Consider the following 22,561-nt stretch of genomic DNA (forward strand, 5'->3'; position numbering starts at 1 on the left):
TGCTCACATCACCTAGCAATGACGCCTTAGAAATTCGTTGAGGTTCGCTTGATCCTCGACGGGGCGAATGCATGACAGGAATTTAATATAAGGTTCTTCGGATAGGGAGTTTTCATTAACCAAATATCATTGGTAACCCGAATATGTCGGCCAGAAATTTTCTTTATGCATTGATTTATATGAAATTTTCTCTTTCGTGATTTGCCGAGACACACTCTGAGAAAAAAATTTAACGGCGTGCCCCGATCAAATTATGACATCCATGTAATAATTTGATCGGACATGGGGCAGCTACGTCCTTCGCGACACTGCGCGATACCACCCCACCCCGCTTTGCTCACACCCGATGCAGCCCCGGCGCACCCGTCATCCGATGACGGATCAGCCCGATCGACGATGCTCGCTGGCATCCAGGCCATAGCGCTGGAGGCGGTCGTACAGGCTGCGCTTCGACATCGCCAGCGCCTCGGCCGCGCTGGCGACATCGCCCGCCGCCTTGTGCAGCGCTTCGGCGATCACCGCCGCTTCGAAGCGGGCGACCCGGTCGGCGAGCGGCAGGCTGTCTTCCTCCCCTCTTGCATCGTGAAGGGCCAGCACGGTCTGGACGGCGAAGTTGCGCAGCGCCCGCACATTGCCGCGCCAGGGATCGGTCATCAGCCTGGCCTCGACCGTCGCCGTCAGCGAGGGCACCGGACGATCGAAGCGCTCGGCCGCCTCTTGCAGGAAATAGCTGAACAGCAACGGCACGTCGGCGCGGCGTTCGCGCAAGGGCGGGATGCGCACGCGCACGGTTTCCAGCCGATAGAGCAGATCCTCGCGAAACCGCCCCTCGGCACAGGCGCGGGACAGGTCGCCCTTGGCCGCCGCGACGATGCGCAGGTCGACGCTGCGCGGCGAACCGCCGCCGACCGGGGGCAGTTCACGCTCTTCGATCACGCGCAGCAGCTTGCCCTGGACCGCGCTCGACATGCTGTCGATTTCGTCGAGGAACAGGGTGCCGCGATTGGCATCCTCGATCCGGCCGCCTTGCGCGCGGCCTCCGAACAAAGCCTCGTCGGCGAGTTGATCGGGCAGCGCGGCACAGTCGATCGCGACGAATTCGCGCCCGCGCCGCTTGCTCCAGCGATGCAGCATCCGCGCGACCAGTTCCTTGCCAGTACCGGTTTCGCCTTCGATCAGCACGTCGACCTCGACCTGCGCGAGTTGACGCACCGCATCGCGCAGGCTGGCCATGGCGGGGGTCGTGCCGATCAGAGGGAAATCCTCCTCGGCGACGGGAAGCACCGACCGCAAGCGCCGGTTTTCCAGCACCAGCCTGCGCGTTTCCAGCGCGCGGCGGACGCTGGCGACCAGATGGTCGGTCGCGAACGGCTTGGCGATGAAGTCGAACGCGCCCCGGCTCATCGCGGCGACCGCCATCGCGATATCGCCATGCCCGGTCATCAGCAGCACCGGCAGTTCGGGGTCCGTCGCATGGACCGCATCGAAGACCGCATGACCGTCCATGCCCGGCATCCGGATGTCGGTGACGACGATACCGGCATAATCGGCGTCGAGACCGGCGAGCGCCGTACGCGCATCGGCATGGGCCTCCGCCTCGATACCCGCGATCGCAAAGGTGTCGGCAATGGCGGCGCGCAAAGCGGCGTCGTCGTCGATCAGCAGGACTTTCATGGCCTATCCTCTTTTGCGCGCGCGACGATGACCTGGAAGGCCGCGCCCCCCAATGGCGAGCACACCACCGATACCGTGCCGTCAAAACCCTGGATGATGTCGCGCACGATGCCCAATCCCAGTCCCAGCCCCTCGGGCTTGCCGGTGACGAAGGGTTCGAAAATCTGGTCGGCGATGGCCGGATCGATACCGGGGCCATTGTCGGCGACGATCAGCGCGACGCGGTCGCCTTCGGCCGCGACGGTCAGCGCGACCTGCGGCGCGTCATGCTCCGCCACCGCGTCGAGCGCGTTCTGGAGCAGGTTGACCAGCACCTGTTCCAGCCGGACCCGCCCCGCAATCACGCTCGGCTGCCCCGGCGGCGGCCAATCCAGGGCAACCCCGGCGGTACGGAACCGGTCGCCGATCAACAGGCGCGTGCCCGCGATCACCGCGTCCAGCGGCACGGGTTCGATCGTGCCGGTGCCCCGCCGCGCGAAGCGGCGCATCTCCTGCGTGATCGCGCCGATGCGGGCGGTCAGGCCGATCGCCGTGTCGAGATTGGCGGCGACCCGGTCCAGCCTGCCGCCCGCCAGATGGGCGCGCGCATTTTCCGACAGGGTGCGGATCGTCGCCACCGGCTGGTTGATCTCATGCGCCAGCCCAGCGGTGATCGACCCCAGCGATCCCAACCGGTTGGCCTGGGCCAGTTCCTCGCGGGCGTCGCGGAAACGTTGGTCGATCCGCGTCCGCTCGGCGATCTCGTCACGCAGTTCGGCGGTGCGGGTCGCGACGGCGGCCTCCAGCCTGGCGCGCTCGCGCGCGGCATCGGCAGCACGGGTGATGCGCCAGAGAAGAAATGCCGCGACCAATCCGGCGATCAGCGCCGCGACCAGTCCGATCAGCCGCGCCAGATTGGCGGCTTCGCGCAAGGACATGGCGACCGGCATGACATGGACCAGCCGCCAGCCTGGCACCGGCATCGCGGCCGATCCGACGACGGACGGCGCTCCACCCGGCACGGCGACGAAGCCATTGGCCGACAATGTGTAGCGGCTGGGCTGTAGCGGCGTCTCCCCGAACTGGGCCGCACTGCCGATGGCGGCCAGTTCGGCCGGGCGGATCGGGCGGGTCGCGCGGAAGCGTTCGGCGGGATCGGTCGCGAACAGGATGATGCCGCGACCATCCATCACCAGCGTCTCGCCCGGATCGGTACGCCAGATGCGGATCAGCTTGTCGAATTCGACCTTCACCACGATCACCCCCGCCGGGTCGGCGGCGGGGCCGATCCGACGCGCGAGGAACAGGCCGGGGCGACCGCTGACATTACCGACGGCATAATATTCCGCCGCCCCCTGCCGCATCGCGCGCACGAAATAGGGGCGGAACCGGTAATTGCGCCCGACGAAGCTCTCCGCGGTTCCGGCATTGGACGCCGACACCGTCTCGCCCCTCTGGTCGATCAGATAGATGACGGGTGCGCCGGTGCGCTCGGCAAGGAGGTGCAGCTTACCGTCCATGCGGCGCCGCGCGGCGGGATCGCCCTGACGCAGGGCATCGCCAAGGTCGTTATACTCCCCCAGCACCAGCGGCAGCAGCCGGAACTGCGCCAGATCGCTCGCGAACAGGCGCGCCTGCTGAACCGCGATCCGCCCCGCCTCCTCACGCAGATCATCGCGCGCCGTGCGGCTGAGCCATGCCGAAGCGACCAGCCACGCCAAGAGGCCGATGACGACGGTAAAGGCGCCGGCCAGAATCAGGGGAAGAATGCGACGCACGGACATTTTTGCAGGATGCTGCAAATTCCCAGCCGATGCCATGCAGAATCTCGCACGGCATCCGCCGCATCACGAGCATCAACCAACATCAAGGCACTGATTTATAAAGACTATCTCGTTTTTAACGCGATCGATTTACCCCATATGGGTGCGCGCGCATGATGGCCCTGCACCGAAAGCATCGGGCGTGAGAGGACTGGATGACGCGTTCCCCGGATCAGGATGACAGGCGTGCGGCCTTATCGCCGGTCGTGAACAGGAATGCGCCCGCCCCGCAAATCCTCACCGCGCTTGACGACCATGTGATGGGCCCGACCGGCCGTTTCCGAGGACAATAATGAACCATAATGGGAGAGACGACATGGCGACGATACCCGCGCCCCATGCGGCGCCCGCCGCGCCACCCAGCACCAACACCCGGCTGAAATCGATCATCGGCGGCTCGACCGGCAATCTGGTCGAGTGGTTCGACTGGTATGTCTATGCCGCCTTCACCCTGTATTTCGCGCCACACTTCTTCCCCAGCGACAACCAGACCGCCCAGCTTTTGAGCGCGGCGGCGGTGTTCGCGGTCGGCTTCGTCATGCGGCCGATCGGCGCCTGGGTGATGGGCGTCTATTCCGACCGTCATGGTCGCAAGGCGGGTCTTACCCTGTCGGTGACACTGATGTGCCTGGGCTCGCTCATCATCGCGCTGACCCCCAGCTATGCGACGATCGGCGTGCTGGCGCCTGCGCTGCTGGTCATCGCCCGGCTGATGCAGGGCCTGTCGGTCGGTGGCGAATATGGCGCCAGCGCGACCTATCTGTCGGAAATGGCGGGCAAGGACCGGCGCGGCTTCTTCTCCAGCTTCCAGTATGTCACGCTGATCTCGGGCCAGTTGCTCGCGATCCTGCTGCTGCTCGTGCTCCAGAATGTGATGGGCAAGCCCGCGCTGGAGGAATGGGGCTGGCGTATCCCCTTCCTCGTCGGCGCGGTCCTGGCCGTGGTCGTGTTCCGTCTGCGTCGCGGCTTGGCGGAGACCGAGAGCTTCAAGAACGCCAAGGCCACCGACGCGCCCAAGTCGGGCTTCCTGGCCCTGCTGCGCCACCACCCGAAGGAAACCGCGCTGGTCATGCTGCTGACCGCCGGTGGTACGCTCGCCTTCTATGCCTATTCGATCTACATGCAGAAGTTCCTGGTCAACACCAGCGGCTTCACCAAGGAAGCGGCGACGCAGATCAACGCGGTCACGCTGTTCATCTTCATGCTGCTCCAGCCGGTGGCGGGCGCGCTGAGCGACAAGATCGGGCGCAAGCCGCTGATGATCGCCTTCGGCGTGTCGGGCGTGTTGTTCACCTATCCGATCTTTACCGCGCTTCAGCATACGCAGGACATGTTCACCGCCGGGCTGCTGGTGATGGCCGCGCTCATCATCGTGACGGGCTATACCTCGATCAACGCGGTGGTGAAGGCGGAGATGTTCCCCGCCCATATCCGCGCGCTGGGCGTCGCCCTGCCCTATGCGCTGGCCAACACCATCTTCGGCGGCACCGCCGAGTTCGTCGCGCTGAAGTTCAAGGCCGCCGGGTGGGAGCAGGGCTTCTACTGGTACGTCACCGCGATGATCGGCATCTCGCTGATCGTCTATCTGCGGATGCGCGATACCCGCCGCGACAGCCTGATCGCCGAGGATTGAGCAAAGGCCCCCGGCGTTCCGCGATCATCGGGACGCCGGGGGCTGCGGCACGTCATCATCCCTGGATTCCCTCGCGGCTCTCCGGGACTCGTCGTTTCGGTGCCAGCGCGGCCCCGGCCAGTGCGACAAGCCCGCCGATCAGCGTGGCGGTCAGCCGGTCCCAATCGACGCCCAGTACCTCGCTGCCCGCCAGGGCGATCATCAAGACCACGCTGGCGGTGATCGCGGTGGCCAGCACGGCATAACGGGCCTGTTGCAATCCGAAGGCCGCCGCCCCGAACAACGTCACCGCAATCACGCGCAGGATCGGGGAGCCGGTCGCCAGGATGATCGCGGTCGCGATCACGATGCCCAGGATGGTGCCCCCGATCCGCTCGACACCGCGCAGGGCCGTGTCGCGCAGGCCCGGCTTCAGGACGATCATCGCCGTCATGGGCGCCCAATATTGGTGGATGAGGTGCACGGCCCGGCTCGCCAGCAGCGCCACACCGATGCAGATCGCCGCGCGCAGGGCGTGCAGCACCATGTCCCTGGCCCGCACATCCTCGTCCGGCGGCGACACGCTTGCCGGGGTGTCGATGGCCAATTTCATCAGCCAGACCATGGCGATCTGAACGCCCGTGCCCAGCGTGACCAGCGCGGCGCGGTGCAGCCCGGCGGACAGGTCGCCGGGATAATTCGCCGCCAGCAGGAAGGCGATGATGACCTGCAACCACACCCACCATAGCGTGGTGTCCCAGCGGATCAGCGCGCCGCACAGTCCGCCCATCAGCATCGTCACGACGAGTTCGAGATAGGGGTCGCGCCCCACCAGCGTTCCCAGGATACTGACCACCGCCATCCCGCCGCCGGTCAGCAGCATCGCGTCCAGATTGCGATGCCGGACGCGCTTGGTCGCGCCGAATCCGACCGCAAAGGCCGCGCCCGCCGCGATCGAGGCCGCGACATGGGCATGGCTCAGCACACCCGCCAACAGCAGCAGGAACAAGGCGGGCATCGCGACGACCGCGCCCCGCCAGTCGAAGCGGAATATCTGTCGCAGCGTGTCGCGAGTCTCCATCCGAATGACGACGGCCTCCCTGTCTCGGCCTCGTAACGATGATGAAGCGCAGACGCTCCCAATGCCGGGCAGGATCAAAGCCCCGCGCCCCGCCGGGAACCGATCCGTCGCCAGAACACTTACCGCGATCAAGAGCAGTGGTGACGTTAGAGGTGGATAATGACGCGACGTGTGGCCGATGTGATCGTGGAGACCCTGGCCGCCGCCGGGGCGAAGCGATGCTATGGCGTACCGGGTGACACGCTCAATTACGTCACCGATGCCATCCGCCGCAGCGACATACGCTGGGTCCATGTCCGGCATGAGGAAGCGGGCGCCTTCGCCGCTGGCGCCGATGCGCTGCTGACCGGCGAACTGGCCCTATGCGCCGGGTCATGCGGGCCCGGCAGCCTGCATTTCATCAACGGCGTCTGGGAATCGAACCGCAATCGTGCGCCCGTGGTGCTGATCGCCAGCCAGATCGTGCAGGACGAACTCGGCTTCGACTTTCCGCAGGAGGTTGATTTCAAGTCGGTCTATGCCAAGGGCACCGTCTTCTGCGAGGAAATCCGCACGCCCGCCCAGGCCCGGCGGATGACGGCGATGGCGGCACAGGCCGCGATCGCCAAGCGCGGGGTCGCGGTGCTGATCGTGCCCGTCGACGTGTCCAAGGCCAATGCGCCCGACGAGCCGGACTTCGCCGTGCACCGCGCGGCACCGGTGATCCGTCCTTCGGATCAGGAACTGGCGCGGATCGCCGATGCGCTGAACGGTGGCGAACGGATCGCCATCTATGGCGGTTCGGGCTGCGAGCATGCCCATGACGCGGTCGTCGCCCTGGCCCAGCGGTTGCAGGCCCCGGTCGCACGGACCAGCCGGGCCAAGGATTTTCTGGAACACGACAATCCCTATGACGTCGGCATGACCGGGGTGTTCGGCACGGCGGGCGGCTATCAGGCGCTGATGGACTGCGACACGCTGTTGCTGCTGGGCTGCGACTTTGCGTGGCGGCAATTCTATCCGAGCAAGGCGACGATCATCCAGATCGACGTCGAGGCCACGCATCTCGGCCGTCGCCATCCGGTCGACATCGCGGCGGTGGGGACCATCGCGGACACGCTCCAGGCGCTTATCCCGATGGTCACCCCGCGTGAGGATCGCAGCTTCCTCGACCATGCCCTGTCGCATGCGCACAAGGCGGAGGCGGCGCTCGATGCGCGACAGACGGCCGGACACCGCGACGTGATCCATCCGCAATATCTGACCGGGCTGATCGCGCAGCATGCCTTGCCCGATGCGGTGTTCACCGCCGATGGCGGCTCGCCCATGGTCTGGTGCCTGCGCCACATTCCGTCGACCGGGGCGAACCGGACGGTGGTCAGCCTCAGCCACGGGACGATGGCCAATGCCATGCCCCAGGCGCTGGGCGCGCAGGCCGCCTATCCGGGGCGGCAGGTCATCGCCATGTCGGGCGATGGCGGGTTGACCATGTTGCTGGGCGACATGCTCACCGCCGTACAGGAAGACCTGCCGATCAAGGTCGTGGTCTTCAACAACGGCACGCTCGGCTTCGTCGAGATCGAGCAGAAGGTCGAAGGACTGCTCGATACCTTCACCGAACTGAAAAACCCGGATTTCGGTCGCATGGCGGACGCGATGGGCTGGTGGGGGCGGCGGGTCGAGCATCCCGATGCACTGGAAGAGGCGGTCAAGGCATGGCTTGCCGAACCCGGTCCGGCGCTGCTGGATGTCGTGACGGTGCGCGACGAACTGGTCATGCCGCCCAAGGTCGAAGCGGGCCAGGTCTTCGGCATGGCATTGTATTCGGCCAAGGGCCTATTGTCCGGTCCCAAGGAAGCGGCCAATGTCGTGGACCTGCTGAAGAACGCCATCCTTCCGTAACCGCGCGGATGGAACAGCGCCGGAATGGGGGAACCTCCCCTTTTCCGGCGCTTCCCGGTCAGGGATCGAGCGGATCAGCCGGGTCGACGCGCAGGGAATCGCGTGACGGCCGCATCGCCACGGCGGTCGGGGCGATCTGGCCATCGGCGGTGGCGGGCTGATAGCCCAGTTCGCGGCGGTTGCGTTCGACAAAGGCCGGGCTGGCGACCGCGTCGATATGCGGCGCATTGCTGACGACCAGCATGTCCCGGTCGAGCGGTGCGGCTATCGCGATCAGGCGGCGCGTGGCGTTGCGTATGTTCGTCGTGGTATGCCGGGCATAGGGTTCGAGCACGATCGCCTCGGGCGGAATGCCATAACGTTCGATCAGGGCGCGCCGCATCTCCACCGCCTCGACATGCGGCGTGTCGCGCGGATGCACCGCGCCACCGCTGACGATCAGGAAGGGTGCGAGGCCTTGTGCATAATAGTCGGCGGCCATCCGGACATTCACCTTGCCCTTTGCGCTCAGCGGCGTGACGATGTCCTCCGGCCCGACGCCCAGGACCAGAATCGCCGTATAGCGATACCGGCCCCAGTCGATGGTACGGGCGCGTTCGATCGCCGCGGCATTGTAACGCTGGTCGAGCGGCTCGAAGGCCGCCGCCGCATTCTTGTCATTGGCGTCGAGCAAGGCGAGCGCCAGCGACAGGCTGATGTCGCCGCCGACCGCCGGATCGCTGCGCTGCGTCCCGGCCATGGTGACCGCATCGGCGACCTCGGCCGCAAAGGCCTCGCTGCCGAACGGCGCATCGGACCCGTCGATCAGGGGATAGCGGGGCAATTTGCCGACGCCATAAACCCGCAGGATATCGTTCAGCCCGTCGACCTGCCGCCGCACGTCGTCGGCGCGATCGCCCGCACGCGCGGCCAGCGTCTCGCGCTCGTCGTCGCGCAGGATCGCCGCCGCGACGACACATGCGGGTGCTCCGGCACAGGCGGCGACGCGGCGATCGCGCGCCTCCCCCGCCAGCACTTTCCCGTGCAGCGCGGGGAACAGCCGCGCCGCCATCGTCGCCAGTTGCCTATCGCGCACGGGCGTCGCCGCGACGGCGGGCCACGGCGCGGCCATGGACAATAGCATCGCCGCCGCCATGGCCCACATCATGCGCCTCACCATGCCTTGCTGATGACGAAGCGGACGCTGCGCCCGAAGATCGGGCGGCCATAGATCGCATCGCGCGAGGTCTGGCCGCTCAGCTGATCGGTGCGCGGATTGCCCTCGGTCAGGCCCTTGTTGTTGAAGATATTGTCGCCGACCACCTGGAACTGGAACCCGCCATGGGTCAGCGTCGCGCCCAGGCCGAACGTGTTGTAAGCGGGCAGGCCCGTATTGTTGAACAGGTCGACATAGCGACGCCCAACATATTCGTAACGTCCATAGATCTCGACCTGATCGCTCCCGGCGTCGAAGGCGAAGGTCGGGCGGATATTGCCGAACACCTTGGGCTCGCGGATGATCTGCTTGCCGTTGACCGCGGAAGGGTCGGCGCCCGAGCTGTTCTGGAGATTCTTGTACTTCGGTTCCTGATAGGTGAACGAACCCGAGACGAAGAACCACGGCGCCGGGGCCAGCGTGCCGTCGACCTCGACGCCCTTCACCTCGGCCTGGCCGATAAAGGGCACCGCCTGGTCGTTGCGGCCGGTGGTCGGATTGAACGCCACGAACGAGGCGTTGAACGGATCGAACTTCGTATAGAAGCCGGTCATGTACAGATAGTTGCGACCGAAGGACGCCTTCAGCCCGGCCTCATACTGGTCGGCCTGCGTCTTCACCAGCACGGGATTGATATTGTAATAGCTGGCCGATTGCGGCGGCACCTCCAGATGCGAGGCGCGCAGATAACCACCGAAATGGGTGCTGACGTCATAGTTGATGCCGACCGTCCAGTTGGTCGCGACCGGGCTGTCCTTGCGGGTCTGGCGTCCACCGTCGAAGCTGCGGACATTATTGTCGGCCAGGGTCGTCGGATCGCCCAGATTGACCGAGGTGGAGGTCAGGCCATAGCCGCTGATATTGTACCATTCATGGCGAATACCGCCATCGATGCGCAGGCCCGGCGTCACCTCCCAGGTGTCGTTGGCATAGACCGCATAGACGGTGGAATCGACATCGCCCTGGTTCAGCGTCGTGCCATAACGCAGCACGCCCTTGTCGGTGACATAGCCCAGCACCTTGCCGCTCGCGTCATAGGCGACGAGGTCCAGCGTCCGGGGCTGGCCGCGCACCTCCATCAGATAATCCTGATAGACGGCCTTGTTGGTCAGGCCATAGGCCGAGGCATAGCCGCCCAGCCGCAGGTCATGCGTGCCGAAACCGGTGTCGAACTTGCGCGTGACGCTGACATCGCCCTGCCCCGAATAGAAACGGGAATCGACGCCGCGATACTGGCCCTGCACGACCAGGCCGGACGCGGCATAGGGATCATAGGCCGTCGCGCCATTGGTCGCCGACAGCGCATAGCCCAGCCGCGCGACCGGGCCGAAGGCGGCATTGGCGGCGCTCAGGAAACTGTTGGCGAAGCTGTTCGCGTCGACCGGGTTGGAGGTCGAATAGAGCGCGTCGAAACTCAGCTTGCCCTGGGTGTAGCCGGTCTTGGCCGAGAACTGCCAGCCGCCGAACTCGGCGTCATATTGCAGGCCGATATTGCCATATTCCATGTGGCGGCCATTGGCCAGATCGCGGGTCTCGCTGCGCACCACCCCGGCCGAGTCCCGGTACTTCAGCGTCACGCCGCGATAGGCGGGCGAGTTCAGCGTGCCGTGGAAGAAGTTGATATAGGGATTGAGCGACACCGACGGGTTGCGCGGATCGGCGATCGGGATCGGCAGGTAGAAGGTGTTGTGGTCGTTCAGATAATTGACGCTGATCTTGAGCGTGCCATTGTCCAGGTCGCGCTTGATATTGGCGCGGATCTGCCCGCCGCGATCATTGGGAAAGCCGTTGTTCCGCTGGCCGCCGTCCTGGCGCAGATAGCCGCCGACCGCATAATAGGTGCGGTTCCCCAGCGGCCCGGCCTGCATCGCGTCCAGGCGATAGAGGTCGGTGGTGCCCAGCGTCACCTGCACCTTGCCCCGCGTCGTGTCGGTGCCGGTCGCGGTGATCGAGTTGACGATCGCTGCCGCTTGGCTGGCGAAGATCGGCGCGGGGCCGCCGCGCACCACCTCGACCCGCTCGGTCATCAGGTCGTAGCGGTTGAGGCTGTCGCCGCGAAAGAAATTGCCGTTGATGTCGTTGAACAGCGGCAGGCCGTCCTGCTGGAACACGGCATAGCCGTCATCGGTGGGAATGCCGCGGACGCGGGTGATGTTCTGCACCTCGCCGCCGGTCGCCTCGACCTGGATGCCGGGCAGCTTGCCGAGCAGATCGGCGAAATTGAGCGGGGCCAGCCGCTTCACATCGTCCTGCCCCAGCGAATTGACCGCATAGGACACGTCGAAGCGCCGCTGCCGCCGGGCGGACCCGGTGACAATCACCTCTTCGCCGGTCGCCGCCTGCGTCTCGGGCGCAGCCTTGGCGGTATCGGTCGCCGCCTCGCTGGTGGTCTGCGCATTGGCCAGTTGCGGCACGGCGATCAGCGCAGCGGTCAAGGCGGTCGCGCGCAGCAGCGCAGCTTTGGCAAAAGTCATGGTTTCCCCCGTTTTGGATCAATTGGCAGCCCCGTTGCCAAGCTATCACGACAGATTTGTGAATCGACCAGATTTATGGAGCGATCCAGATCAACGGGGACGCGTCGTGACCGTCAATGTCCCGCCCTCCAGCAGCGCCTTGTGCGTCACCCGCCAGTCCGCCAGCGCCCGCCCATTCCAGTCGGCCCGCACGATCGCGCCATCGCGTGGACCGACGCGGCGGACCGTCATGCGGCGCCCCCGACCCAGATCGATGGTCGCGCGCGCAAAGCTCGGCACCGTCACCACATACCAGGGCTCACCCGGCACCAGCGGATAAAGGCCCAGCGACGCGAAGACATACCAGGCGGTCATCGCGCCTGCGTCATCGTCCATGCCATCGGCAAAGCCCTGCGGCGCCAGCGCGAAGCTGCGCCCGACAAAGGGCTGCGGCAGCTTGCCCGCGTTGGTATAGGGATGCGCCATCGGCTGCGTCAGGATGGTACGCACCAGATCGGCGGTCGCCTGGGGCTGTCCGGCGGCCGCGAACAGGAACGGCACCTGGATATCCGGCTCGTTGGTCATGTTGAACAGACCGGCATCGAAGAAGTGATGAAGCTGCGCCAGCCATTCGGCCCTGCCCACCGTCGCGACCATCCAGTTCAGATCGAACACAGGTGCCCAGCGATATTGCCAGAGCGTCCCCTGATACAGGCCACGCGCCTTGACCGTGTCGCCATCCGCCCCCGGCATTTCGAACACGGATCGCCACATCGGACGATAGCCATAGGCCTTTGCCAGGAAGCGCCGCGCGGTGTCGACATCCCCCAAATCCTGCGCCAGCTGCGCGGTCGCCCAGTCGTCATAGGCCGCCTCGATCTGTTGATCGGGCGTATCGCGTTGCAGCGTGGCGCTGTCGGCGACCATGCCCTTCAGCGCGGCGGGCGCATCGAAGCCGGCAATGCCCTTTCGCCGCATGTCGAGCAGCGCGATCCCGGCATGTTCGGTGCGGACCGTCAGGAACGGCTCGGTCATCGTCGCCCATTGCGCCTTGCCGCGTGTGTAGAGATCGGCGAGCGAGCGGGCGATATCCTGGCTGCGTTCGGGTTGCAGCAGGGCGAGCAGCGGCAGCTGCGTCCGGTAATTGTCCCATAGCGACCAACTGGCATAGCGGGTCTGCCCGGCGCGCGACCGGGCGATCGTCCCGTCATTCTCCCGGTGGCGGCGATCGGGATCGTCGATCGCGACCGGGGTCTGGAAGACGCGGAACAGCGCGGTGTAGAACAGCGCACGCTCGGCCCGCGATCCCTCCGGCCGCACCCGTTCCAGCACCCGGTTCCAGGCGGCGCGCGTTTCGGCGGCAATGGCCGCGAAACCGCGATGACCGATTTCCCGTTCGCGAACCAGCGCCGCCCCGTCATCATCGACGCTCGACACGCCGGTGGCCAATGCGACCACATCGCCGCGCCGCACGGTCAGGTCGAGCGTCGCCACACCGTCCTTGACGACCATCGCACGGTGAAGCGGGCGGCCGTTCAGCGTCACCCGGCTCGATGAGAACAGGCGATAGCGTCCCTGGTCGCACACCGTTCCCGCCACCATCTCGGCGCGCAGATCGTCGCTGGTCGTCGTCCGCCATGTCGCCGAGGTCCGCTTGGCATAGCTGTGCCGCGCATCGATCCGCAGCACGACCCGCCCCGCCCGACCCACCGCAAAGCGCAACAGCCCCGCCCCCCGCGTCGCCGTCGCCTCCGCCGTCAGATCGCCGTCATAGCGCACCCGATAAAATCCCGCCGCCGCCCGCTCGCTGCGCTTGTCCATCATCGCGAGGCCGCTCGCCCCCGCCGGGCGCAACGACACGAGCAGGTCACCGCCCGCGCCTCCGCAGCCCACCCCCACGCCGCGCGTGAAGGAAAAGCCGCGCAGCCGGTCGGCGGCGAAGTCATAACCCGCATGATTGGCCGGATCGGTATCCGGGCTGAGCTGCACCATGCCGAACGGCGCGACGGCGGCAGGCGTCAACTGTCCGAAATCGGCCAGCGTGCCGACGAACGGGTCGACCAGATCGGCCGGCGTCTCGCGCGCCAGGGCGGGCGTCGCGGCCATGCACAGTGCGGCCGCCATCATCCATTTCATCCGACCAGCCCCTTGTTGACGGCGTTGCGACACAGACAGCCTCCCATTGAAGGCCCATCTTTACAGCGGCATGACGCACTCGCGAGGCTGATTTTCCGCCACTTTCCTGCGTCAGCCGCCACGTTCGCAAGCGAATAGCTGGCCTAATCGCACGGCAATATATGCTTTTCCCACAAATCCTATCTGTTTGATAGGTTTTACTCATGGCGCCCTTCGGTGCCCCAGCGAGGAGACCGGGATGATCTCAGTCCGCTTTCACGATCCGCCGGCTTTCCGGGTCCGTCATAGCATTTTCTGATCGCTGACCCTGCGCGGGGCCGGTCGCACCGGTCTCGTACACGCGGCAGCGCCGTATCCGTCCGACGCCATCAGGGTGGCGGCAGGGGGACGGATCGTGCCCCCGCCCCGCGCCGCCCATCGCCAAGACCAACAAGAAAGCCAATCCATGAAAAGGGGATTTCCGGCAACGATGGCGCTTGTCCGTCGCCGCCGCTACCTGCTGCTCGCCGCCACGGCGCTGCTGCCGTCCGGTGCCGCCGCACAGGTCGTACTCGCCAGCAACGACACGCCAGCCAAGGCGGAAAAAAGCGTCGAGGCACCGCGAGCCGACACCGCGCCGACCGACGCCGGGGTCGAGGAAGCCCCCGCCAACGACATCCTCGTCACCGCCCGGCGGCGTGAGGAGCGGGCGCAGGACGTACCGATCGCGCTCAGCGTGGTCGACGCGGAGCAGCTTGGTATCCGCGGCGATTATCGGCTCGATCAGGTCCAGCAACTGGTGCCGTCGCTCCAGGTCTTCAGCTTCAATCCGCGCAACACCAATATCAATATTCGCGGGCTGGGCTCGAATGTCGCGCTGACCAATGACGGTCTGGAAAACGGCGTCGGCGTCTATATCGACAATGTCTATTACGGCCGTGTCGGGCAAAGCCAGTTCGATCTGGTCGACCTCGACCGGGTCGAGGTGCTGCGCGGGCCGCAGGGCACGTTGTTCGGCAAGAACACCACGGCGGGCGCGATCAATATCTCCAGCCGCCTGCCGCAATTCGACTGGCATGCCGATGGCCAAGTCGATGTCGGCAATTACGATTATCGCCAGCTGCGCGGCTCCGTCACCGGCCCGCTGATCGACGGTCTCGCCGCCTTCCGCCTGAGCGCGGCCTATACCAGCCGCGACGGCTTTCTCTACGACACGACGACGCGCCGCCGGGTCCATGACTATGAGAATGCGACGATACGCGGCCAGTTGCTGCTGACCCCCGCCCCGGCCCTGACGATCCGCATCATCGGCGACTGGGGCCAGCAGAACCAGACATGCTGCGTCAACCTGCCGGTGCGGACCTTCGCGACCTATGACAATGGCGCCCCCATCGCCAACAGCTTCGTTCAGCGGCTGGCCCGCTTTCCGAACTACACGCCGCTGCCGATCGATCCCTTTGCAAGGCGCACAGATGCCAATTCGCCGTTCCAGGCGAACATGGATACATGGGGCGTGTCGGGTCAGGTCGATTACGATCTGGACGGCGCGGCGCTGACATCGATCACCGCCGTCCGGCAATGGAACTGGTTCCCCCGCAACGACGGCGACATGACCGCGCTGTCGATCAACACGCAAGGCCATATCCTCAATTTCCAACGCCAGTTCAGCCAGGAGTTGCGGCTCGCCTCCACCGGCACGCGCACGATCGACTGGCTGCTGGGCGTCTATTATTTCCAGCAGGTGGTGCGCGGCTATGGCCGCAGCGAATTCGGGCCCGACGCCGCCCTCGCGCTCTTTCCGTCGGACAATCAGACGGTCGCAGGCATCGCCACCAACGGCCTGCTCTCCGCCACCCGGTCCGATCCGCATACCAAGAGCGGGGCGTTCTTCGGTCAGGGAACGTGGCACATCACGCCCGCGCTCAGCCTGACGGCGGGCTTGCGCTACACGCATGAGGAGAAATGGGGCAGCTATGCCAATGAACGCCTCTTCGCCCAACCGACGACCGGGCTGACGGCGGCGCAAATCGCGCGCGTCACCGCGATCCGCAACGCGCTGTCACCGATCCAGGCTTTTTCGGTCGACACCGACGATGACAGCTTTTCCGGGCTGGCGACGCTGGGCTGGAAACCCGGCGAGGACGTGCTGGTCTATGCCACCTATTCGCGCGGCGCGAAGTCGCAGGGGCTGAACCTCACCAACCTGCCCGCCGGGGTCGATCCCGTCGTCCGGCCCGAGACGGTCGACAATTACGAGATCGGGTTGAAGTCGCAGTTCCTCGACCGGCGCGTGACGTTCAATCTCGCCGCCTACCAAACCAATGTGCACGATTATCAGACGACGATCGTCCAGCAGGTGATCGGCACCAACACCTATATCAATTATATCGCCAACATCCCCAAGGTCCGCTCGCGCGGGTTCGAGGGCGATGTCGCGGTCCGCCCCGCCGACTGGCTGAGCTTGACCGGCTCGATCGCCTATACCGACGCGACCTATCGCGATTATCCCAACGGCCCGACGCCGGTGGAGGCACTCAACCCCACCGCCACCAGCCCCGGCGGATCGCCGGTGAGCGACTTTACCGGCAAGCGGCTGGCGGGCGTGCCGAAATGGGCGGCCTCGGTCGGCGGCGATGCGACACACACGGTCGGCGGCGGTGCCGAGGCCTATCTGCACGGCGATTGGTCGTACCGCTCGTCTTATTACACGGTCGCCAGCAACAGCCGCTACGGGCTGGTCCCCGGCTATGGCCTGGTCAATGCGCGGGCGGGCATCCGGCTGGGCGAGGATGGTCGCTACGACCTGTCGGTCTGGGCACGCAACCTGTTCGACAAACACTATTTCCAGACCTTGAACGTCGTCAATTACGGGCTCGTCACCGCCATTCTCGGCGATCCGGGCACCTATGGCGCGACCTTCAAGGTCCGTTTCTGACGGAGGCGGCGATGGCCAGCATTCCCTTTGATACCGTAAAGCCCCGGCGGGCACCGCGACAGGCCACACGAGGCGATGGCGCATCGGGTTATCGACTGCTCGGCTTCGGCTCGCTGTCGATCCCGCTGGCCGCGGCAGGCCTGCCGCTCGCCCTGTTCGTGCCGCAACTCTATGCCAGCCATTTCGGCCTGTCGCTGGCGACGATCGGCTTCATCTTCTTCCTCGGTCGCCTCTGGGACATGGCGTCGGACCCGATCATCGGCACGCTGTCCGATCGCACGCGCAGCCGTTTCGGGCGACGGCGGCCATGGATCGCGGCCGGTGGCCTGCTGTTCGGGATCGGCTCTACGCTGTTGTTCTTCCCGCCCGCGACCGTCGCGCCGCTGTATCTGGGCGTGGCCCTCTTCGTCTTTTACGCGGGCTGGACGATGATCGAGATCCCCTTCTCCGCCTGGGCGGGGGAATTGTCGGGCCGGTATCACGAACGCACGCGCATCGTGACCTATAAGCAGACGATGTTCGCGATCGGCCTGTTGCTGGTGCTGATCCTGCCGACGCTGATCGAGCAATGGCGTCCCGCCGACGGGGTGCTGAAGCTCCATGCGACCGGCCTGTTCATCCTGGCGACGCTGGTGCCCGCGCTGTTGCTGGGCCTGACCACGATCGCCGAACCGCCCACCCCCGCTCGGCATCCGCACGGTATCGGCTTCTGGCGCAGCGCCGGGCTGGTCTTTGGCGACCGGCTGCTGCTGCGCGTGCTCGCCTCCGACGTGGCGGTGACGGCGGGCCAGTCGATCCGCGCCGGGCTGATCGCATTCTTCTGCGTCAGCTATATGGGCCTGCCGCAATGGGCGAGCGGGCTGTACCTGCTGCAATTCCTATTCGGCGTCGCCGCCGGGCCGCTCTGGCTGGCGATCGGGCGGCGGCTGGGCAAGCGCGAGACGGCGATCGCGGGCGAACTGGCGCAGGCGGCGATCAATATCGGCCTGCTCGCGGTCTTTCCCGACATGCTGTGGCTGCTGATCGCGCTGGCGGTGGCGCAGGGGCTGACCCAGGGGTCGGGCAATCTGATGCTGCGCGCGATGGTGGCGGATGTCGCCGATGCGCATGAACTGGCGACGGGACACAACCGCACCGGCCTGTTCTTCTCGGTCTTCAGCCTGGCGACCAAGGCGGGCCCGGCGATCGGCATCGGCCTGGCGCTGCCGTTGCTCGCCTGGTTGGGCTTCCAGCCCAAGGGGCACAGCGCCCCCGCCGCGCTCGACGCGCTCAAATATGTTTTCGCGCTCGGCCCTGCCGTTGCGCACATCATCTCGGCCGCGCTGATCTGGCACTTTCCGCTCGACCAGACCCGCCACGCCGCGATCCGCCGCGCCCTCGATGCCCGCGCGGCCCCTGTTCCCGTCCAAGCCTGAAGGAGTGTGACATGACCGTGATCCAGCACCAATTCTATAATGCCGCCGACGCCCAGAGCCCGCTCGACATCGTGCCCGTTGCGGGGCGGATCGGCGCCGAAATCCGGGGCGTCGCGCTGTCGGGCGATCTCGACGACCTGACCGTCGACGCCATCAAACAGGCGCTCGTCCGCCACAAGGTCATCTTCTTCCGCGGCCAGACGCAGCTCGACGACGACGCGCACGAGGCCTTTGCCGCCCGGCTGGGCGAGCCGCTGGCGCATCCCACCGTGCCGGTGGCGGAAGGGTCGCGCTTCCTGCTCGAACTCAACTCGCGCGAGGGGGAAGCGGCGTCGCTATGGCATACCGACATCACCTTCCTCCCCGCCTTTCCCGCCGCCTCGATCCTGCGCGCGCTGGTAATCCCACCAGCGGGCGGCGACACGCTCTGGGCCAATGCCGTCGCCGCCTATGAAGGCCTGCCCCCCGCGCTCAAGGCGCTGGTCGAGGATCTGCGCGCGGTCCACACCAATGCCTATGATTACGCCACCGCCATTCAAGACGCCTCATCGGAGGCGATCCGCCGCCACCGCGAGGTCTTCGCCTCCACCGTCTATGAGACGGAGCATCCGGTGGTGCACGTCCATCCGGTGACGGGCGAAAAGGCGCTGCTGCTCGGCAATTTCGTCAAGAGTTTCGTCGGCCTCAACCGCGACGATTCCAACCGCGTCTTCCAGATCCTGCAGGACCAGATCACCAGGCCCGAGAACACGGTGCGGTGGCGCTGGCAGCCGGGGGATGTGGCGATCTGGGACAATCGCGCGACACAGCACCGCGCGATCGCCGACTTCGGCAAACAGAAGCGCCACCTGCGCCGCGCGACCATTGCGGGATCGGTGCCCGTCGCGCTCAATGGCGCATCCAGTCGCGCGCTGAAGCCGGAGCCGCTGCTCGAAGCCGCCGAATGAATCCGTCGCGCCAGCATCTTCTCCACCGGAGATGCTGGCGCACCCGGCTCTGGCTGCATCAGCCGAAAGACCATGCGTTACTTGCCCGCTCGTCCCGATGCGCGAATAACCCCAATTAATAGTATTTTAACGCTTCCGACGATGTAGCAACATTCTTCGTTCCGCAACAAATCCGCAAAACCAACTACATACTCCATCCATCATTTCGAATAAAAAACTCAAAATTACATAACATACCATAATCCACAGGTTATTTTTAACTTCTCGGCAACTTTGCCGATGATAGGCGCCCCACCCATCGCAGAGCCGGATCACGGCGGGTCTCATACCGGCGACGAACGTCGCTGCTGCGTCAGAGGGGGAATAGCCAAGTGACTTCGATGATTTCCGCGTTCGGTAAACTGCGCCTCGGGATTTCGACGGCGGCCTTGCTGACCGCGATCGCCGCTCCGGCCTATGCGCAGGAGGCCGCGCCGACCCAGGCCGCGGACACCACCGATCAGAGCACGGCATCGCAAACGCCAGCGAACCAGGACGTTTCGGTCAAGCAGGCCACCGCACCGGCTGCGGCCGCCAATTCGGGCGAAGGCGCCACCGTCGTCGTCACCGGCACACTGTTCCGCGATTCCAACGCCAGCTCGATCTCGCCGGTGACCGTGCTGAACGCCAATGTGCTCCAGCGCGCGAACATCACGACCGCGCAGGAGGCCGTCCGCTCGGTGTCCGCCGACAGCGCGGGTTCGATCTCGACCGGCTTCAAGAACGGCTTCTCGGCCGGTGGCGCGGCGGTGTCGCTGCGCGGCCTGGGCGTCTCGTCGACCGTGGTGCTGATCGACGGCCTCCGCTCGGCGAACTTCCCGCTGAACGACGATGGCCATAACGCCTATGTCGATTTGAACTCGATCCCGTTCAGCACCATCGAGCGTATCGAAGTGCTGAAGGACGGCGCATCCTCGACCTATGGCGCGGACGCCATCGGCGGCGTGGTCAACCTCATCAGCAAGAAGAACGTCCAGGGCATTTCGGGTTCGGTCCAGGGCGGCACCACCGAAAAGGCCGATGGCTCGCACTACCGCGCCACGCTGACCGCCGGTATCGGCGACTATCGCGAGCAGGGCTTCAACTTCTACGTCAACGGTGAATATACCTATGACGGGTTCATCACCAACAACTCGCGCGGCTATCCGTTCAACACGTTGGACCTGCGTCCGAGCGGCCTGACCGACCGCAACCGCAACGACGACTCGCTGCTCGCCGCCAACCCGCAGGCGGTCGTCACCCGCGTCACGCAGAGCGATCTCAACAATCCGCTGGCGGGCCAGGTCGGCGCACCGCTGACCAACCAGTACCGCCTGCTCAACCCCGGCGCCTGCCCCTTCGGCACCTTTACCGTGTCCTCGGGCGCGGCCCAGGGCACCGGCTGCAAGCACAACCTGCCCGACGAATATGGCATCATCCAGCCGCGCCAGCAGCGCTATTCGACCACGGCGCGCCTGAACGTCCGCCTTGCCGAGGGCTGGGAAGCCTTTGCCAGCGGCAGCTATTCGCATTCCGAAGTCGATATTCGCGGCACCCCGGCGGGCATCCGCCAAACCCAGCCGTTCGGTGGTTCGGCCGCGCTGTCGTCGAGCAGCCCCGGCATCGTCCTGCCCATGTATGTCTGCTCGGCGGGCGTGAATTGCGCGACCGCAGCGGATCGCCGTCTGAACCCGAACAACCCCTATGCCGTGGCAGGTGCCGATCCGACGCAGAATGCCGCGCGCATCTATTACCTGTTCGGCGACATCCCGGCGGGCAGCCACCGTTATGTCGACGTGTTCCGCGCGACGGGCGGCATTTCGGGCGATCTGGGCAATGGCTTCAAGTTCCGCCTGAACGGCGTCTATGCGCGTGACAATCTGAGCATCACGCAGCACGGCTTCATCAACATTCAGGGCCTGCTGAACGCGATCAACACCGGCGCGTACAACTTCGTCAATCCGGAGCAGAACACGGCGGCGGTGCGCAACCAGATCTCGCCAGATCGCACCACCCCGTCCTATTCGACGGTGGCCACGATCGGCGGTTCGCTGCTCAAGTCGCTGATGGAACTGCCGGGCGGCGACCTCAACGTCGGTGCGGGCTTCCAGGTCCGTCGCGAGACGCTGATGAACCGCAACCAGAATGTCGACCTGTCCTATTACAACCTGAACACCTCGTCGGCCCAGGGTCGCCAGACCGTGACCGCCGGGTTCTTCGAAATCGATGCGCCCTTCGCACGGTCGTTCGACCTGAACGTCTCGGGCCGCTACGATCATTATTCGCAAGGCTATAGCCACTTCTCGCCGAAGGTCGGTGCGAAGTTCACGCCGGTCCGCGAATTCTCGCTGCGTGCCACCTATTCGCAAGGCTTCCGCGCGCCGACCTTTGCGGAATATAACCCGGCCAGCAGCTATTCGGGCTTCTCGACCTTTACGCCGCCCGCCAGCTTCGTCGCGGCGCATCCGGGCAATCCGGCCTATACGACCTCGTACAACATTGGCAGCGGCGCGCAGGGCAACCCGGACATCCTGCCCGAAGTGTCGCGCAGCTTCACCGTCGGTACGATCGTCAACCCGGCGCGTTGGCTGAACCTCACGGTCGACTATTACAACATCCGCAAGTCGAACCTGATCGTCACCGGACCGCTGCGCGCCGATGCGATCGCGGCCTATTATGGCCAGACCAATGCGGCCGACGGCTGTGCGGCGCTTGCCAAGGTGGGCCCCGGCTATCGCTGTAACGTTATCGACGGCGCCGACCCCGTCAATCCGAACGCCCTGCCCCGCCTGCTGGTGTTCGACGTGCCTTACGTCAACGCCAACTACATGGTCAGCTCGGGCATCGACGTGCAGGCGAATGCGAACGTCCAGCTTGCCAACGGCGTGAAGTTCATCAGCCGCGTCGACGTGACCCGCGTGCTTCGCCTCGATCTGGTCACGCCAGCGGGCGTGGTGCAGAAATATGCGGGTACGCTGGGGCCGTACGAGCTGTCCTCGGGCGGTGGCACGCCGCGCATCCGTGGCAACTGGCAGAACACGATCGAACTCGGCAATTTCTCGCTGACCTCGACGACCTATTATGTCGGTCGGATCAAGCAGGTTGCCGCCGACGGGATCACCCCGGTCAACGGCGTGATCGACCTGTCGTGCAGCAATGCGCTGAACAGCCAGTGCTATATCAGCCCGTTCATCTATACCGATCTGAACGCAGCGGTGCGGGTGAACGATCAGTTCCGCTTCTTCTTCAGCATTCAGAACCTGACCAATGCCCGCGCTCCGCTGGCATCGGCCGCCTATACCAGCAATCCGAACTATCTGAGCAGCTGGCATTATGCGGGTCTCGTCGGCCGTAGCTTCAGCGCGGGCGCGAACTTCAACTTCTGATCTTGCCTGACACGGTGATGCGCACCGGGACCGGCTTTCCCGTCGTC

12 protein-coding genes are annotated in these 22,561 nt (G+C 65.5%); 6 read left to right on the forward strand and 6 right to left on the reverse strand.

The window, feature by feature from the left end:
• Positions 1 to 381: 381 nt before the first annotated feature.
• Positions 382 to 1,674, reverse strand: coding sequence for a sigma-54-dependent transcriptional regulator (locus U1H82_RS06080; protein WP_322964027.1), 1,293 nt, complete (start codon positions 1,672 to 1,674; stop codon positions 382 to 384).
• Positions 1,671 to 3,431, reverse strand: coding sequence for a sensor histidine kinase (locus U1H82_RS06085; protein ID WP_322964028.1), 1,761 nt, complete (start codon positions 3,429 to 3,431; stop codon positions 1,671 to 1,673). Before U1H82_RS06085 ends, U1H82_RS06080 begins: the two co-directional genes overlap by 4 nt.
• Positions 3,432 to 3,792: 361 nt before the next feature.
• Here U1H82_RS06085 and U1H82_RS06090 point away from each other — a divergent pair, with 361 nt between their 5' ends.
• Complete coding sequence (locus tag U1H82_RS06090; protein ID WP_322964029.1) at positions 3,793 to 5,109, forward strand: MFS transporter; 1,317 nt, start codon at positions 3,793 to 3,795, stop codon at positions 5,107 to 5,109.
• A gap of 55 nt (positions 5,110 to 5,164) precedes the next feature.
• Here the strand turns inward: U1H82_RS06090 and U1H82_RS06095 are convergent, their stop codons facing one another.
• Positions 5,165 to 6,169, reverse strand: a complete 1,005-nt coding sequence (locus tag U1H82_RS06095; protein ID WP_322964030.1) for an FUSC family protein — start codon at positions 6,167 to 6,169, stop codon at positions 5,165 to 5,167.
• Positions 6,170 to 6,328: 159 nt separating this feature from the next.
• Between U1H82_RS06095 and U1H82_RS06100 the strand changes: the two genes are divergently transcribed.
• Complete coding sequence (locus U1H82_RS06100; RefSeq protein WP_322964031.1) at positions 6,329 to 8,050, forward strand: thiamine pyrophosphate-dependent enzyme; 1,722 nt, start codon at positions 6,329 to 6,331, stop codon at positions 8,048 to 8,050.
• Between the two features lie 58 nt (positions 8,051 to 8,108).
• Here the strand turns inward: U1H82_RS06100 and U1H82_RS06105 are convergent, their stop codons facing one another.
• From U1H82_RS06105 to U1H82_RS06115, 3 genes are all read right to left on the reverse strand, one after another.
• Positions 8,109 to 9,197 (reverse strand): YdcF family protein, encoded by a 1,089-nt coding sequence (locus tag U1H82_RS06105; protein ID WP_322964032.1) that lies wholly within the window; start codon positions 9,195 to 9,197, stop codon positions 8,109 to 8,111.
• Positions 9,198 to 9,202: 5 nt separating this feature from the next.
• Complete coding sequence (locus tag U1H82_RS06110; RefSeq protein WP_322964033.1) at positions 9,203 to 11,719, reverse strand: TonB-dependent receptor; 2,517 nt, start codon at positions 11,717 to 11,719, stop codon at positions 9,203 to 9,205.
• Positions 11,720 to 11,809: 90 nt separating this feature from the next.
• Positions 11,810 to 13,834 (reverse strand): glycoside hydrolase domain-containing protein, encoded by a 2,025-nt coding sequence (locus U1H82_RS06115; protein ID WP_322964034.1) that lies wholly within the window; start codon positions 13,832 to 13,834, stop codon positions 11,810 to 11,812.
• Between the two features lie 469 nt (positions 13,835 to 14,303).
• On the opposite strand from U1H82_RS06115, the gene U1H82_RS06120 reads away from it, so the two are divergent.
• From U1H82_RS06120 to U1H82_RS06135, 4 genes are all read left to right on the forward strand, one after another.
• Complete coding sequence (locus tag U1H82_RS06120) at positions 14,304 to 16,748, forward strand: TonB-dependent receptor (RefSeq protein WP_322964035.1); 2,445 nt, start codon at positions 14,304 to 14,306, stop codon at positions 16,746 to 16,748.
• An 11-nt stretch (positions 16,749 to 16,759) separates the two neighbouring features.
• The gene (locus tag U1H82_RS06125; protein WP_322964036.1) at positions 16,760 to 18,163 is read left to right on the forward strand and encodes an MFS transporter; all 1,404 of its coding nucleotides are present in this window, start codon (positions 16,760 to 16,762) and stop codon (positions 18,161 to 18,163) included.
• An 11-nt stretch (positions 18,164 to 18,174) separates the two neighbouring features.
• Positions 18,175 to 19,110: a TauD/TfdA dioxygenase family protein gene (locus tag U1H82_RS06130; RefSeq protein WP_322964037.1), complete on the forward strand. Its 936-nt coding sequence runs from the start codon at positions 18,175 to 18,177 to the stop codon at positions 19,108 to 19,110.
• 380 nt (positions 19,111 to 19,490) lie between these two features.
• Positions 19,491 to 22,514 carry a TonB-dependent receptor domain-containing protein gene (locus U1H82_RS06135; protein WP_322964421.1) on the forward strand — a complete coding sequence of 1,008 codons (3,024 nt, stop codon included), beginning with the start codon at positions 19,491 to 19,493 and terminating at the stop codon, positions 22,512 to 22,514.
• Positions 22,515 to 22,561 lie beyond the last annotated feature (47 nt).

Origin of the sequence: Sphingomonas fuzhouensis, from assembly GCF_034659795.1 — a bacterium.
GTDB classification, from domain to species: Bacteria; Pseudomonadota; Alphaproteobacteria; order Sphingomonadales; family Sphingomonadaceae; genus Sphingomonas; species Sphingomonas fuzhouensis.